The 13,420-nt window shown below is 64.5% G+C and carries 11 protein-coding genes and 1 pseudogene; 4 read left to right on the top strand and 8 right to left on the bottom strand.

The features are described 5' to 3' along the window. Positions 1-162: 162 nt before the first annotated feature. On the bottom strand, positions 163-867 hold the full coding sequence (locus QOZ89_RS11935; RefSeq protein ID WP_312623770.1) for a hypothetical protein: 705 nt from the start codon (positions 865-867) through the stop codon (positions 163-165). An 11-nt stretch (positions 868-878) separates the two neighbouring features. Between QOZ89_RS11935 and QOZ89_RS11930 the strand changes: the two genes are divergently transcribed. Together QOZ89_RS11930 and QOZ89_RS11925 are read left to right on the top strand one after the other, a co-directional pair. Further along, on the top strand, positions 879-2,264 hold the full coding sequence (locus QOZ89_RS11930) for an NsdA family TPR-like regulatory protein (RefSeq protein WP_083418083.1): 1,386 nt from the start codon (positions 879-881) through the stop codon (positions 2,262-2,264). A gap of 380 nt (positions 2,265-2,644) precedes the next feature. Beyond that, positions 2,645-3,235: a DUF4760 domain-containing protein gene (locus QOZ89_RS11925; protein WP_312623768.1), complete on the top strand. Its 591-nt coding sequence runs from the start codon at positions 2,645-2,647 to the stop codon at positions 3,233-3,235. 469 nt (positions 3,236-3,704) lie between these two features. On the opposite strand, the gene QOZ89_RS11920 is transcribed toward QOZ89_RS11925, so the two are convergent. The 6 genes and pseudogenes from QOZ89_RS11920 to QOZ89_RS47290 all read right to left on the bottom strand — a co-directional run bounded on the left by QOZ89_RS11920 (position 3,705) and on the right by QOZ89_RS47290 (position 9,193). After that, entirely contained in the window at positions 3,705-4,733 is a 1,029-nt protein-coding gene (locus tag QOZ89_RS11920) for a DUF6414 family protein (RefSeq protein WP_491723650.1), read from the bottom strand. Positions 4,734-5,391: 658 nt separating this feature from the next. Next, positions 5,392-5,781, bottom strand: coding sequence for a hypothetical protein (locus tag QOZ89_RS11915; RefSeq protein WP_312623766.1), 390 nt, complete (start codon positions 5,779-5,781; stop codon positions 5,392-5,394). A gap of 4 nt (positions 5,782-5,785) precedes the next feature. Next, positions 5,786-6,277, bottom strand: coding sequence for a hypothetical protein (locus tag QOZ89_RS11910; RefSeq protein ID WP_312623765.1), 492 nt, complete (start codon positions 6,275-6,277; stop codon positions 5,786-5,788). Positions 6,278-6,283: 6 nt separating this feature from the next. Next, a pseudogene (locus QOZ89_RS47295) lies at positions 6,284-6,523 on the bottom strand (effector-associated domain EAD1-containing protein); the annotation flags it as partial. Beyond that, complete coding sequence (locus QOZ89_RS11905) at positions 6,520-7,359, bottom strand: trypsin-like serine peptidase (RefSeq protein ID WP_157910424.1); 840 nt, start codon at positions 7,357-7,359, stop codon at positions 6,520-6,522. The gene QOZ89_RS11905 and the pseudogene QOZ89_RS47295, both read right to left, overlap by 4 nt. 1,252 nt (positions 7,360-8,611) lie before the next feature. Next, on the bottom strand, positions 8,612-9,193 hold the full coding sequence (locus QOZ89_RS47290; RefSeq protein WP_397428725.1) for a GNAT family N-acetyltransferase: 582 nt from the start codon (positions 9,191-9,193) through the stop codon (positions 8,612-8,614). A gap of 1,022 nt (positions 9,194-10,215) precedes the next feature. On the opposite strand from QOZ89_RS47290, the gene tuf reads away from it, so the two are divergent. After that, positions 10,216-11,394 (top strand): elongation factor Tu, encoded by a 1,179-nt coding sequence (gene tuf, locus QOZ89_RS11900; RefSeq protein WP_071046648.1) that lies wholly within the window; start codon positions 10,216-10,218, stop codon positions 11,392-11,394. Between the two features lie 124 nt (positions 11,395-11,518). Here tuf and QOZ89_RS11895 read toward each other — a convergent pair whose 3' ends face one another. Next, positions 11,519-11,932 (bottom strand): hypothetical protein, encoded by a 414-nt coding sequence (locus QOZ89_RS11895; protein ID WP_071046654.1) that lies wholly within the window; start codon positions 11,930-11,932, stop codon positions 11,519-11,521. A 163-nt stretch (positions 11,933-12,095) separates the two neighbouring features. Here QOZ89_RS11895 and nhaA point away from each other — a divergent pair, with 163 nt between their 5' ends. Next, entirely contained in the window at positions 12,096-13,415 is a 1,320-nt protein-coding gene (gene nhaA, locus QOZ89_RS11890) for a Na+/H+ antiporter NhaA (protein WP_071046647.1), read from the top strand. Positions 13,416-13,420 lie beyond the last annotated feature (5 nt).

The raw sequence follows: 13,420 nt of genomic DNA, 5'->3' as shown, positions 1-13,420 counted from the left end.
ACAGTGTGGAGACACCGAACTCAGTGGCCAAGAGCAACCTTACCCAGCGCGTAGCCGAGGCAAACATAGGAAAACGAAGGCATAGGACCAAAGACCCGCGCCTCATGCGTCCATCGCCGTACATCGGAGCTAACGAGGCTCACCGCCGACCCGTGCCAGTGGTCAGGCCGGCACCGCCACCGGCCACCCGACCACCGGCCCCAGACGCGTCAGCCAGGCCGCAACATCAGGCGTCTCGCTGATCTCCCAGACCACTCGGTACTGGGCACCACTGCGGGCATGGACCGTGACTGGGTGCGGCACGATCACTCCGCCCGACTCCCAGGCACACCGCGGCCGGACCGCGCACAACGCCACCGGCACCGACCCGGCCCCCACCGCAAGCCGCTGTTCGACCAGGAGCCGGCCGACGGCCAGCGCCAACACCGAACAGGCAGGCGACACCAGCGGCGGACAGGCCACTACCACCCGCGCCGCACCTCTCGCCGCCAGCCGCAGCGCCGCGCCATCCGCCGGGAACCGGCCCGAAGGCACGAAATCCGGCCACGGATAGGCGTCCAACAGCACCCCGCCCTGACGAGGCAGCCGCACCGGCCCCAGTTCCACCGGCACCGGACCCAGCTCGCCGCCGTCCAGTTCCACTCTTATGACCGTCACCGGCACCCCCAGAGCATCGACGCCATCACCGCGACGATCGGTCACGAGTCGATTCCGGAAAGCGGCGATGATCGGGATATCGCCAGCGCCCCTCACCGGACCGGGATAGGGACTTTTCAGGGACTTCTCCGGGACATCCAGGCGGTCGCAGCTACCAGGTCGTGACACCACGCTGTGGGCGGGCCACGATCGGCACAGGCCGCCGGACACCCAAGGACGTCATGCCCCCACAGCCCCGACCCCGCACTCTCCTCGCGCACCTGCTGGTCCAGCGACGTTGGACCGTCGAGGATTTCTGTCGCCACTACGCCGACACGGCCGCCGCCATCGGCGCCGACACGTATGGCGTTACCGACCGTCAGGCGAAACGCTGGCTTGCTGGCACCGTCGCCAGGCCCTATCCGGTCGCCCGGCGCGTCCTGGAAGCCATGTTCGGCATCGACAGCGACGTCTTGCTCTCGCCCTCCGACCGGCCGTCCGGGCGTGACGCGGCTTTCACCCTCCAGCGCAGGATGGTGCCCGCCTGGATACCGCGTGACGATGGACACGCCACCCAGGTCGAGGAGGCGAGCCCGACGGACCGACGAGACGCCCTACGCCTACTGGCCCTGGGACCCGCAGCAGCCGAACTCTCGCATCGCATCGCACGTGCGGATCCCGACCCGCTCACCCTGGACCAGTACGAAGCCGATCTCCACCATGTCGCGGACACCTACCGCAACACACCCCATGCCACCCTTGCCGCGACGGTCGGAACCAGGTGGCAGACCATCGAAGACGTCCTCGACGGCCGGGTCTCACCCCGCGTACGCGGGCGGATGACCCTCCTCGCCGGGAACTTCGCGTTCTATCTGGGCACCCTCGCGTTCGATCTGGCCGATGACCGCTCGGCCCGGTCGTTCTTTCACGTCGCGACCCAGCACGCCGACGAAGCGCGCGACCTGCTACCTACGCACACCTCCACCCGGTCAGACGTCACCCTGCTGGCCGGGTCGGTTGCCGCCATGCGCTCCTCAGTCGCCTACTTCACCGGCGCGTACGCCCAGGCCGCTGACATCGCCGCAGCCGCCCGACCCGACGCCCACCCGTTCACCCGGCCGATCCTCGCCGGCTGCGAAGCCCGCGCCATAGCCCTGGCCGGACGGCCCGACGACGCGCGCACCGCCCTGGCCGACATGCAGGAACACGTCTGGCACGGCGGCATCATGCCCGGACCCAACCCCGGCGGCCCAGCCTTCGTACAGGGCTTCCTCGCCGGAACCCTCGGCCACCTCGGCGACGGCCACACCGCAGAACAACACGCCCGCACAGGCCTCGACGCCGAGATCGCCGCCGGACCCGGCCACTACGTCCAGATCGGCGGCAGCTACAACACCCTCTGCCGCGCCTACCTACGCCGAACCAACCCCGAGCCCGAACAGGCCGCCGACGCCGCCACCCGCGCACTCACCGTCCTCGACGGCCGACCCAGCCGCACCGTCATCCAGAACGCAGGCCAGATGTGGCGCGAGATGCACGCACGCTGGCCCGACCTACCCGCCATCCGCGACCTCGGCGAAATCGTCACCGTCTCCCGCAACGCACTACCCTCCCCACGCACCACCTGACCAGCACAGACACACAGCACAGATCGCCACCGCCGACGATCCACGCGGGGTTAGCGAGAAGAAGATCATCCGTCGAACTTGCCCGTTCGTTGACTGCCCGGATTGCCAGATCTGGGGTCAAGGGACCTCCGCCGCGTCGCGCGACGGCTGCGCGCGGCCCTGGGGCGCCGTGCTCGCCGGCGCGTCGCAGGAGGCCGGCGCATCCAACGCACGACAACCTCCAGGTAGGTTGATCGCGTCTTGCTATCAAATTGGGGGTAACCATCAGTGGCGATTCAGAAGGTCGAAGGTGACGGTAAGATCACCCCCCACGTCTTGGTAGCTTCCGAGTGCTCTACTTCCTTCGGACCTATCGTCACCCATGAGCTGGATGTCGCCAAGTGAGTGCTCTTTTAAATTTCGCCGCCGTCGTCATTTCATTGGCGGCGCTCCTGGCGTCAGTTTTGACCGCCAGGCAGCGATCTCGATTTTCTCACGGCGCCAACATAATACCGATCATCGTCGAAGCATTCCGGGAGACCCGCCAACCCGAGTTTACCGAAGCACGCCTCTACATTTACGGGAGGCTCAGCCTGGAGCATGATCCGGCTAGCGGAATATTGGCGCTGCCGCCTGACATTGTCCAGTATATTCAGCTTGTTGGCATATTCTATGATGATCTGGGGAAACTGGTCGCACACAAGATCATCGATGGGGATCTCGTGATTGGCTCCTACGGCACGGGCGTAACGCAGACGTGGGCTGTTCTTAAACCGTATATCGAGAACGAGAGAGTACGTTGCAGGACAAATACTTTCGTATATTTTGAGGATTTGGCGATACGAATCTCCGAACGCGAGCCCGCCGACGTTTATAAAAGGCTCGGCATGCGGTCCAATTTCCACAATATCCACCAATTGCGGGCTCGTAAGAACGGCGCCGTAGGGTTACCACCCGGACCCCGATCGTGCAAGATCCGCACGAGCGATTGAAAGATCAAGTAGCGCTGGCGGATCTTGCACTGCCGGGATCCCGGCGGGTATACGAAGCCGTGTTCGCAACCAGCGGCGGCGGACGTCTGTGGATGTCGGCAGACGACGCACCGAAGATTCACAATTTCCTGGTCACTGAGGTCACGTACTCTGCGTCATTCCGCCTTGGTTGCGCGACGCCCCTGTAACCAACCGTGTAGCCCAGCTGGCGGACTGACATGGACGACGGTGGACGCCAGTGGAATCGATTTAGAACCCAAGCAGAAGCCGCAGACGACCACCGACGCCCCTGGACGACCCGGACCGACTTTGCAAGACAGGGGTTAGAGTTCGGTCCCTCTCGCCATTTGCTGCTTCGCCCTGATCGTCAGTATTCACACGACGTCGCCACCCGACGAATATTTCGCAGAGATTTCCGATGGCGGTCCGTGCTGCTCGATTTCACAGCCGGTTGATCGCGATTTAGCGCTTAAGATGGCTTCCTGGCAGCACTCGGCGCCCAAGGCGTCACAATTCTATAAATGCCGAGTGGCGTGACAGCAAAATTGTTACCCTGAGGAGCTTCGGCGAATCCAGTCGCTCCGATTAGTGCCATCAATCCAAGGATAACATCAACTATCTTGGCGCGGTCGAGAACACCGTTGGTATCGGTTATCGTCAGATCAGTCTCGGGTACCAATGAGTCGCGGCTTCCGACTAGCCCAACCATTGTCCACTGTGAGTAGCCGACTCCGTAGCGCGAGAAGAGCGCATTGCGGTCCTTCTCTAGATACTCCGACGTCGCCGAGCAGCGTGCGGAGATCAGCACATCGCGATCGGGACCGAGGCGTTGAATTGCCCAGATGCCGTCCGGGAACAGGCCCTCAACTACTTCCGCGAGAGAGCCAATGCTTGATGGCTCCATGCCGTCAAGCATCTTGGAAACCATTGCGTCTCGCTCGTCTGGCTCAATACCGCCACGTGCGCGACCTAGTCCGTTCTGCCTCGGACGCTGGCCCTTATTCTGCCCGGTCCGGACCACGGGAGCGTCGCCACCACCGAGTGAACTTAGACCTCGGGCGACATTTATGATATTTTTGAAGCTGGACCGAAGGTAACCCGAGTCGAACAGGCAGGTTGGACCTGTTATGCGCACGAGCGTCCCGGCTGGAATTTCGCCACTAACCGACGCCGCATCCTCTGACTGCATCTGCTCGGAGATATCGACGAGAAGTCCACAGGACTCGGCCAACTCCTCGAAGTGACCGAATAGCGAATCATGGAACGCTCGCTCGTACTCCTCGCGCACCACAGATTCCGAGTTCTTCCCAAGGTAGTTAGCGCGTGTAACACCCGCCCGACCCTCGCGTCTTTGTCCTTCGGTGGTCTCGGTCGTTCTTTTTTCGATTACGCCCTCGTCGATCTGAGCGAGCAGAGAACGAGTGCGCGAAACATCGACATAAAGATAGTCGCGAACGAAGCGCGGAAGCCCGCCTGAAACTAGCTCTAGTTCTGCCACAACACCCACTTTAAAAAATTTGTCGCGATAGCCCCGATTAGGACGACAGTCCGACCATACATGTTCCTTGGAGGACACTTAGTGGTCTGCATCGACTCTCCGTGGCCCTCGGCCGTGGCAGTAGAGCTATCCGTACAGCCAAGCCCGCGGACACTGGCCGACATCAGCGGACGATGATGGACGCGGGCGGAGCCGTGAGCAGGACCTATGGACGCTTGTGGACGTCTGTGGACGTCTGTGGACGTCTGTGGACGACGCGGGCCGATCTTGTGATCGGGAGGTCGACTGCCTAGATGCTGTCGCGCCGCTTCGTTCCTCGGCGTTGACGCGCCTGCAGTACGGGTCGGCCTACCAACGAAGATCGCACTCGGCGGTCGCGTGTGTAAGGGTCAGCGTTCGACGCTCGGCCCGCGCGGTGCCGAGGTCAGGTTGCCGGTCCGTGGCAGCCAGGTTGGCAGCCAAGCCGGCCGACAGCAGCGGACGACCACGGACGTCCGTGGAATCCAGACGGCTCAGGACCAGGACCGGCGGACGTCGGTGGACGAATACAGCGGAGTATCTAGCAATCTCATAATCCCCCGGTCGTGGTTCGAGCCCATTTCACCAGGGAATGATGCTGCAGAGGCGGGGAAATATGGCAGGTGGCTGACGAGTGCAGTTACCTTGTAACCCGCTCAAGATATTCATTGAGTTCCTCTAAGGCTTTCTGATAGTCAATCCACAATCCCTTCCGCTGTTTAGCGGCCTGGGCACGCTGATTCGGCGTCCCACTCTTACCAATGCCGAGCTGAAATTCAAACAAAGCGCCAGCGGCACCAATAAACTCTCTTCTCATCTTCCGCAGCGCATTCCTGACGGCAACATCTTGCATGTCGCCTTCTATTTCTTTCAAAATAGAAATTAGTTCGTCGAGCTTAGACTCGAGTCCGCCGATCTCTTTGTGTGAGAGAAGTACGACCCTGCGCGATACTGTTTCAAATTCCCCAAGGATCTCCAGCGCGGCGTCTCTGGACGGGTCGCGCTCCGACCATCGAGCTGCCGCGGCCATCTAGTCAGGTTATCGATCTACGCTGATTAGTAATTCCGACTAGCCAGCCACGAAATTGTTCACAGGAGTCGGCGCAGCGGGCTAGCTCCGAGGCATTAGTGCCAGCGGTAACGGCATTCTGTAGGCATCGACGAAGCTCGTCGACAATCTCCGCAATTCTGTCAGGCTGCACTGGGGCACGTGGGTGAGCACCCAAGAGCATCATTCTAAGAGCCATGGTGTCAGCGGCGAAGGTGGCGGGATCTCGGCTGTCGAAAGAGGTACCGAGCAATACATCAAAAAAGTTGTGCCAGAGGTCCGGAGGGTTCTGGCCGGGCGAACGCACGCCCTCGCGGCGTGGGCGAAATTGAATTACCTCGCCTAGTTGCGATTCGTTCGCTTTGCCTGCGACCGTGCCCGCTTTTTCTTGATCACGACTATCGCTGATGGTCTGGTCCAACCTCGATACAATGTCGATGATTTTTTGGCGAAATCCAGCTACCTGTGCGTCGTCCACAACGCGCCCTACCAAAGATCGCAGTACTCCGGCTGCGGCGGCGTTCCGCAGAACATCACGCCACAAATTCTGTGCAGCCGCATCCCAGACAACTTTCTCTGTTGGGAAACCAGACACCTCCTCTGCCAGTCGTCGGACTGCACCACTAGTTTGGTATGCCTGCCCCAGCAGATCCTCTAGAATCCGGACTCGCTCATCGTCGAACGTTAGGCGAGGTTCATCTAGGATCCGATTTCTGGAGTTCATCGCATCGTCTCAAACGGGACTTGGGCATTCCCCAGCCCACGGATGACTGCACCTATCAGTGTGCCACGATTTACAATCTTTCTTGCACTTCCAATCCGCTCATTACCGGACCCTTTGTGGAGTGCCACAACCCGCCACTGCTCGTCGAAGACCGGGCTGCCAGAAGAACCTTCCTCAGTATCTGTAAAATAGCTGACCGTGCTACCCGCAATTGATACGACTGCATTGTGCTGCAGGGAGATCTGTTTTGGCCGACCATTTGGATGCTGAATAATTGATACCGCATCTCCGACCTCAAGTTCCGAATCTGTGGGCAGCCGAAGGTAACCGAACGTCTCAGGAATCGGCGCGTGAGTGCTTATGACACACCAGTCAAGCGCCCTGTCACCGATCGCACTCTCGGGGGTCAAATTCAGTTTTATCGGATCCCGAACAAGACCTCCCGAAGATGTCTCATAGCCCAACCAAGCAACTCCTGACGTCAAGCGCCGTTCTCCGTTATCCCAGTCGTAGATAACGTGATGGTTTGTCAAAATAGTGTTACGTGAGATGCAGACACCAGTCGCGGTGTAAGGAACGCGGCCAAAGTGAACGACCAAGCGCACAACGGCCGGCGATACACGCAACGCGCCCCGGAGAAGCGAAATATCTATTAGCGTCGAGCGGTCGCCCGTTTGCCTCTCAACGAGTTCTAGGACATCGGGAGATATGACATCGGTATCCTCGATGGGCGCATCGATTGTCTCTGGCACCGATGTCACAGGGCTATCGCGGAGTAGTTCTTCGATCCTCGCGTGGTGCGAGACGACTTTCTCATCCTGCAACACAAGGCCCATCAGCATTTCCAGCGTACCGCGAGATCTCGTATCAATGAGAAGCTGATGCCATGTTTCGTCCGAATTTTGACCAAAATGCACTGAGCGGCGAGGTAACCCAATAGCGTCTGTCAGTGCAAATACGTCTGAGTCTCTATAATAAAGACCCGCTAGTAGGTCCCGGAGCTCGCGAGCCTCTGGATAAGAGTAGTCGAAAGGAAGTCGATCAAGCAGGCAGCCCACAGAAGCCTCCGATTGCGCCGGACTACCGCTGATAGTCCCGCGATCCGTACGGGGCGTCTACCACCATTGCAAAATTCTACAAGATTGATTTGCCGATTTAGCGTAAGTTGTACTTTTTGTTCCGATTCGTGCCGTAGATCTACGCCGTTTCTTGGCTGTCGGGTAGCCGTAGTGACTCGATCACTTCTGCTGCACTCGAATGTGCTGTTCGAGCAAGCTCGCAGCTCCCAGCGCTCGACTGCAATTCGGGGGATCGTCGCACCGAAGACGCATAAATGTCGGGTACCCCGGTCCGCCAGTAAACCCTTGTCGATAGCCCGGACGGGGTTCCGAGGACTACGGAACATAAGGTTGCGGTGCCAAGGCGCTGGCCGCCGCGACCGGACGAACGCCGAGCCGAAGCAGCCGGGTACAGCCGGGGCACTGCACCCAACCGTGTATCCGAGCCGGGGGACGCCCCTGGACGGCCGTGGACGTCTGTGGACTCGGCGCGCTGGCAGGCCAAACTGCATGGACGTCCACAGACGTCCGTAGACGTCGCGCCGGCTCCTCCTAATCCCAGGGCCCGTCCTCCCGCCGGAGCGGTTGCCCTTCGACGTCGGTCTTGGGGCGCCGTGTCGGCCGGGTAGGCGCGTCGGTCTGCGACGGCACTCCCGAGCCGTCAGGGGACGCGGAGGTCGTCAGTGTCGATCTCCGCGTGGCCGTTCCTCCTGGCAGCGCGGGCGAATCTGGGCGAAGATCTGAGCGAAGATCGCTGGCGCAGAATTTCTACACGGTTTCAAGGCGTCCCTTCGGGGCGCGCGCCGCACACGCCACGCGCGGGCGGGTCCCGTCAGCCCCGCCACGCCCCGGGGCCCCGCCTCGCTTCGCTCGGCACCCCGGGCGCGTCGGGCCGCCACCCCGCCCGCACGTGGCGGAGCGGCGGCGCGTCGCAACCCACCGCCGTCGGCCTGGCGCCTTGTCGCGCAGTACCCGAATCCCAGAGTCTCCCCGTCCACGACGCTCATCCAAGCCCCGGATGAGCGAGAGTTCAGAGACGCCGCATGAGCCGTATGCTGTACGGTACATACCCAAGGCTGGCGAAGAATTGTTGCGCGTCCGTGTTGAAGCTCCCGGTACTTAGGCGTAAACCGTCCAGCCCCCAGCTGACCGCATGCTGCTCGGCGGCGGTCATTAGAGCGCGGCCGACGCCCCCTCTACGCCTGTCGGAACGTGTGCAGATTTGGTGGATCTCCAGGACGCTCGATCGCGGTCTGAAGAGGTTCGCTTCTCGATGTTGTTCTTCGGCGTAAAGATAGCCAACCGTCCGGCCGCCTTCTTCGGCGAGCAGCACCAACACGTTCGGCTGGTCCAACTTCTCGCGGAAGAACGAGGCGGCGGCGGTAGCGTCAGGCGCACAAAATTCGGTTGGATGAGTGCGGGCATGTAGTTCTTGTACGACGGCGTTCAACCTACCGAGCGCGACAACGTCTGCCGCTGTCGCAGGTCGAACCGCGACACTCCTGGTCACCCGGCCATTGTTGGCCCCCTCGCCTGCTGGAGCCAAACCATTTTGATGACCCCGAGCCGTGTCGGCGTTGGCCGCGCAATTTCGATCATGTCGTCGCGGCATCCGCTGGACGAGGCCCACGCGGGGCGCGAGCAGTTCCCATGTGGAAGCGGGGGCGCTGCCCCCGTGCCCCCGACCAGTCACCAAAGGAGGGGAGGGACGGCGGGAGTCCGAGTGTCTCCTCCGGCGAGCAGGCACCCGGAGGGTTGCCCCAGGAACCCCGACCGCGCAAGACCCACATCCGTCACGACCGGTGAAAGTGGCGCCGACGGGTCTTGCCCGGCCGAGAACCCTGGCGCAAAGCAGAGCTTGCCTGCCCGCCGGAGGAGCCCCGCTCAGCCCGAGGCATGAGAAGGGCCAAGGCCCCTCGGCCCCGAGACAGCCTACGGCGGCCGGCAACCCCATCAGGAGGGTCGCCGGCCGCCGTTGACCGAGAGAGACAGGCAGTTCAGGCGGGTCGCACACGTGACCGACGTCACGCAGATCTGCTGGCCTGGACTTGAGTAATTTCGTTTCCTCGCTCTGGCTCCCACAACTCCACCAGATCACCCACTGGTTCCGCCCAGCCGGCCACCAGCGATTTTCGTCGCCCCGTGTGGCCAGCCCAGGCCGGTTCTGATCACTAGTGACGGCGCGATCCGGGCGACCACCGCTGACGACTGCCGGCTGGCTCGGCGCTGGCGCCAGCCTCCTGACCCGGCTCTGTGGTGTCGGTGGTCGCCGAAGGCAAGGTGACGGGGTACTGGTTGGTCGCCTGGTCAACCGTCGTCGGGCCCGTGGTCCGTCTTACCGCGCCGGTGAAGCGCCCGTCCGGGAACGGCGCGGCGGCGGACGGTGCGGTGCGGTGCGGCGCGGAAAAGCATTCGCCAGCCCTTCCTCGGCCGGCCACCATGAGAGCCATGTTCCGGCACGACGCCTCGTCGCCCGCCCTGGTCGCGGGTGCTGTCGTGCTGCCCTTCTCGGCGCTGGCCGCCGACGCGCTGCCCGGCGGCGCGCGACGCTGACTCTTCCCGGATCGTCCGGAGCCCCGCAGGGAAGGGTCGGTAGGCCCAGGGGCTCGCGGCTTCGAGCACCGAGGAAGAACAATGGCCAAGCAGGCCTACGTCCGCACCAAACCGCATCTCAACATCGGCACGATGGGTCACGTCGACCACGGGAAGACGACGCTGACCGCCGCGATCACCAAGGTTCTCGCCGACACCGGCTCCGGCTCGTTCGTCCCGTTCGACCGGATCGACCGCGCCCCCGAGGAGATCGCCCGCGGCATCACCATCAACATCGCGCACGTCGAGTACGAGACCGCCAGTCGGCACTACGCCCACGTGGACATGCCGGGCCACGCCGACTACGTGAAGAACATGATCACGGGTGCGGCTCAGCTCGACGGCGCGATCCTGGTGGTGTCGGCCCAGGACGGCGTGATGCCGCAGACGGCCGAGCACGTGCTGCTGGCCCGGCAAGTCGGGGTCCGGCACGTCGTGGTCGCGCTGAACAAGGCGGATGCCGCGGACCCGGAGATCACGGACCTGGTGGAGCTGGAAATCCGCGAGTTGCTGGCGGGGCACGGCTACCCGGGCGACGAGGTGCCGGTGGTCCGCGTCTCCGGGCTGCGCGCCCTGGCGGGCGACCCGGCGTGGACGGCCTCGATCCAGGCACTGCTGGACGCCGTCGACAAGTACGTCCCGGTTCCTGACCGTTACACCACGGCGCCGTTCCTGCTTCCGGTGGAGAACGTCCTGACCATCACCGGTCGTGGAACGGTGGTGACCGGGGCGATCGAGCGTGGCGCCGTCCGCGTGGGCGACCGGGCTGACGTGTGCGGCCTCGGCACGCGGCTGGCGACGGTGGTCACCGGGCTGGAGACGTTCGGCAAGCCGATGGAGTCCGCCCTCGCCGGTGACAACGTCGCGCTGCTGCTGCGCGGCGTGCACCGTACGCAGCTGCGACGGGGCAACGTCCTCGCGGCGCCGGGGAGCGTGACGGTGCACCAGCGGTTCGCCGCCCGGGTCCACCTGCTCGCGCCGGGCGCCGGTGGCCGGCGCACCGGCATCGCGTCCGGCTACCGCCCGCAGTTCTACCTGCGGACCACGGACGTGGTCGGCGAGGTCGACCTGGGTGAGGTCGGCGTCGCGCTGCCAGGAGACACCGCCGAGATGACGGTGCGGCTCGGCAAGCCGGTACCGCTGGAGAACGGGCTCGGCTTCGCGATCCGCGAGGGCGGCCGAACGGTCGGCGCCGGCACGGTCGTCGCCGTCCTCGACTGAAAACCGGCGACCAACCAGCGCCGGGTCCTCCTCGGCCGGGTCCACCGCTGCCGCCGGGTGGGCGCGTACATCCACGCGTCCGCCCGGACGGCTCGCCCGCGGGCTGTCCGTGAGCTCGGCCGGTTCAGCCTGGGGGTGTGAGCAGCTCGGCCACGTGGGTGGCCCGCGGGGTCCGCAGGCGTACCTCCACGGTGCCAGACCTGGTGGGGTTGAACTTCCCGGCGTCGTAGGCGAATCGCACCCGGTCCGGGGGCTCGACGCCGATGTCGATCGCGGTCAGGAAGGGGCTGGCGAGCGGCACGTCGATGTGCTTGCCGCGCCCGGCCCAGACCACGAGGCGCCCGGCGCTCACCGCGATCGCGCCGGAGACCGCCTCCTTGCGCCAGCTGGAACGCTGACCGGGCGCCCGATAGTTGCGGTAGGTGATCGAGCCGGTGAGACCCTCCTCCAGGAGGACAAGGCCTTCTGCTTCCAGCGTGGCGCGCAGATCCGCGGGTAGCTGACCCGCGCCGAACAGCATCCGGCGCAAGGCGTTCATGGCCAAGATCATAGGCACATTTCCCCGGGGGTCGCCAGCCTGATCCGGGCACCGCCGGCCGCTCGACGGGCTCCGCGCTCGTTGGCCCGGCTACGGTGGGTCTGGTGTGCCGGGAAGTCTGGTCGGCAGCGTCTGACTCGACCCCTTGGCTAGGAGCACCGCCGTGAGCCAGACCCCGCCTCGCCGGTTCGGCCTGTTCGACCGCAGGTCGTGGCCGGAGACCCGCCGGATCGCCGCGATCCTGCGCAGGGAGACCATCGGCGGCGGCCTGCTGCTCGCCGCCACGGTACTGGCTCTCGTATGGGCGAACTCGCCGTGGTCGCACTCCTACCGGTCGATGCTGTCCTACCAGCTCGGCCCCTCCTGGGCGCACCTGAACCTGACCCTGGCCCAGTGGGCCGCCGACGGCCTGCTGGCGATCTTCTTCTTCGTCGCCGGGCTGGAGCTCAAACGCGAGTTCATCGCCGGAGACCTCCGCGACCCGCGGCGGGCCGTGGTCCCCGTCCTCGCGGCCGTCGGCGGCGTCGTCGTCCCGGCTGTCCTGTACACGCTGGTCAACCTCGGTGGTGACGCCGGACGCGGCTGGGCGATCCCGACGGCCACGGACATCGCCTTCGCGCTGGCGGTGCTGGCAGTCATCGGCCGGCACCTGCCGTCCGCGCTACGGACCTTCCTGCTCACGCTCGCCGTGGTTGACGACCTGCTCGCCATCGTCATCATCGCTGTCGTCTACACCCGCCACCTCTTGGTCCTCCCGCTGCTGGGCGCGCTGGTGCCGCTGGCGGTATTCACCCTGCTGGTGCAGCGCCGGGTGCGCTCGTGGTGGCTCCTGCTGCCCCTGGCCGCCGCCACCTGGGCGCTGGTCCACGCCTCCGGCGTGCACGCCACCGTCGCGGGCGTGCTCCTGGGATTCGCGGTGCCGGTGCGGCGCAGCACCCGTACCGGCGGGCCGGACGCGGGACCGGGGCTGGCCGAGCATTTCGAGCACCGCTGGCGGCCCCTGTCGGCGGGGGTGGCGGTGCCGGTCTTCGCGTTCCTCTCCGCCGGCGTCACCCTCGGCGGCCTGAGTGGACTGACCGACGCCCTGACCGACCGCGCCGCCCTCGGTGTCGTGGTCGGTCTCGTCGTCGGCAAGCCGCTGGGGATCATGGCCGCCACCTGGCTGGTAGCCCGCTTCACCCGTGCCACCCTCGGCGACGGGCTGGCCTGGGTCGACGTCCTCGGGCTGGCGGTCCTGGCCGGTATCGGATTCACCGTCTCCCTGCTTGTCGGCGAGCTCGCCTTCGGCGTCGGCAGCGCGCGCGACGACCACGTCAAGATCGCGGTCCTGGCCAGTTCGCTGCTCGCCGCCCTGCTGGCCGCTGTGGCGCTAGGTCTGCGCAATCGTGTCTTCCGCCGGCTTGAGGAAGCCGAAACGGCCGACCGCGACCACGACGGCATCCCCGACATCTACCAGGACATGGCCCGACCGGCAGTCGACTGACCCCA

Source organism: Pseudofrankia coriaricola (genome assembly GCF_032027725.1).
Lineage (GTDB): Bacteria > Actinomycetota > Actinomycetes > Frankiales > Frankiaceae > Pseudofrankia.
Note: the sequence above shows the minus strand (reverse complement) of the source record. Positions and strands in the feature narration are given on the sequence as shown.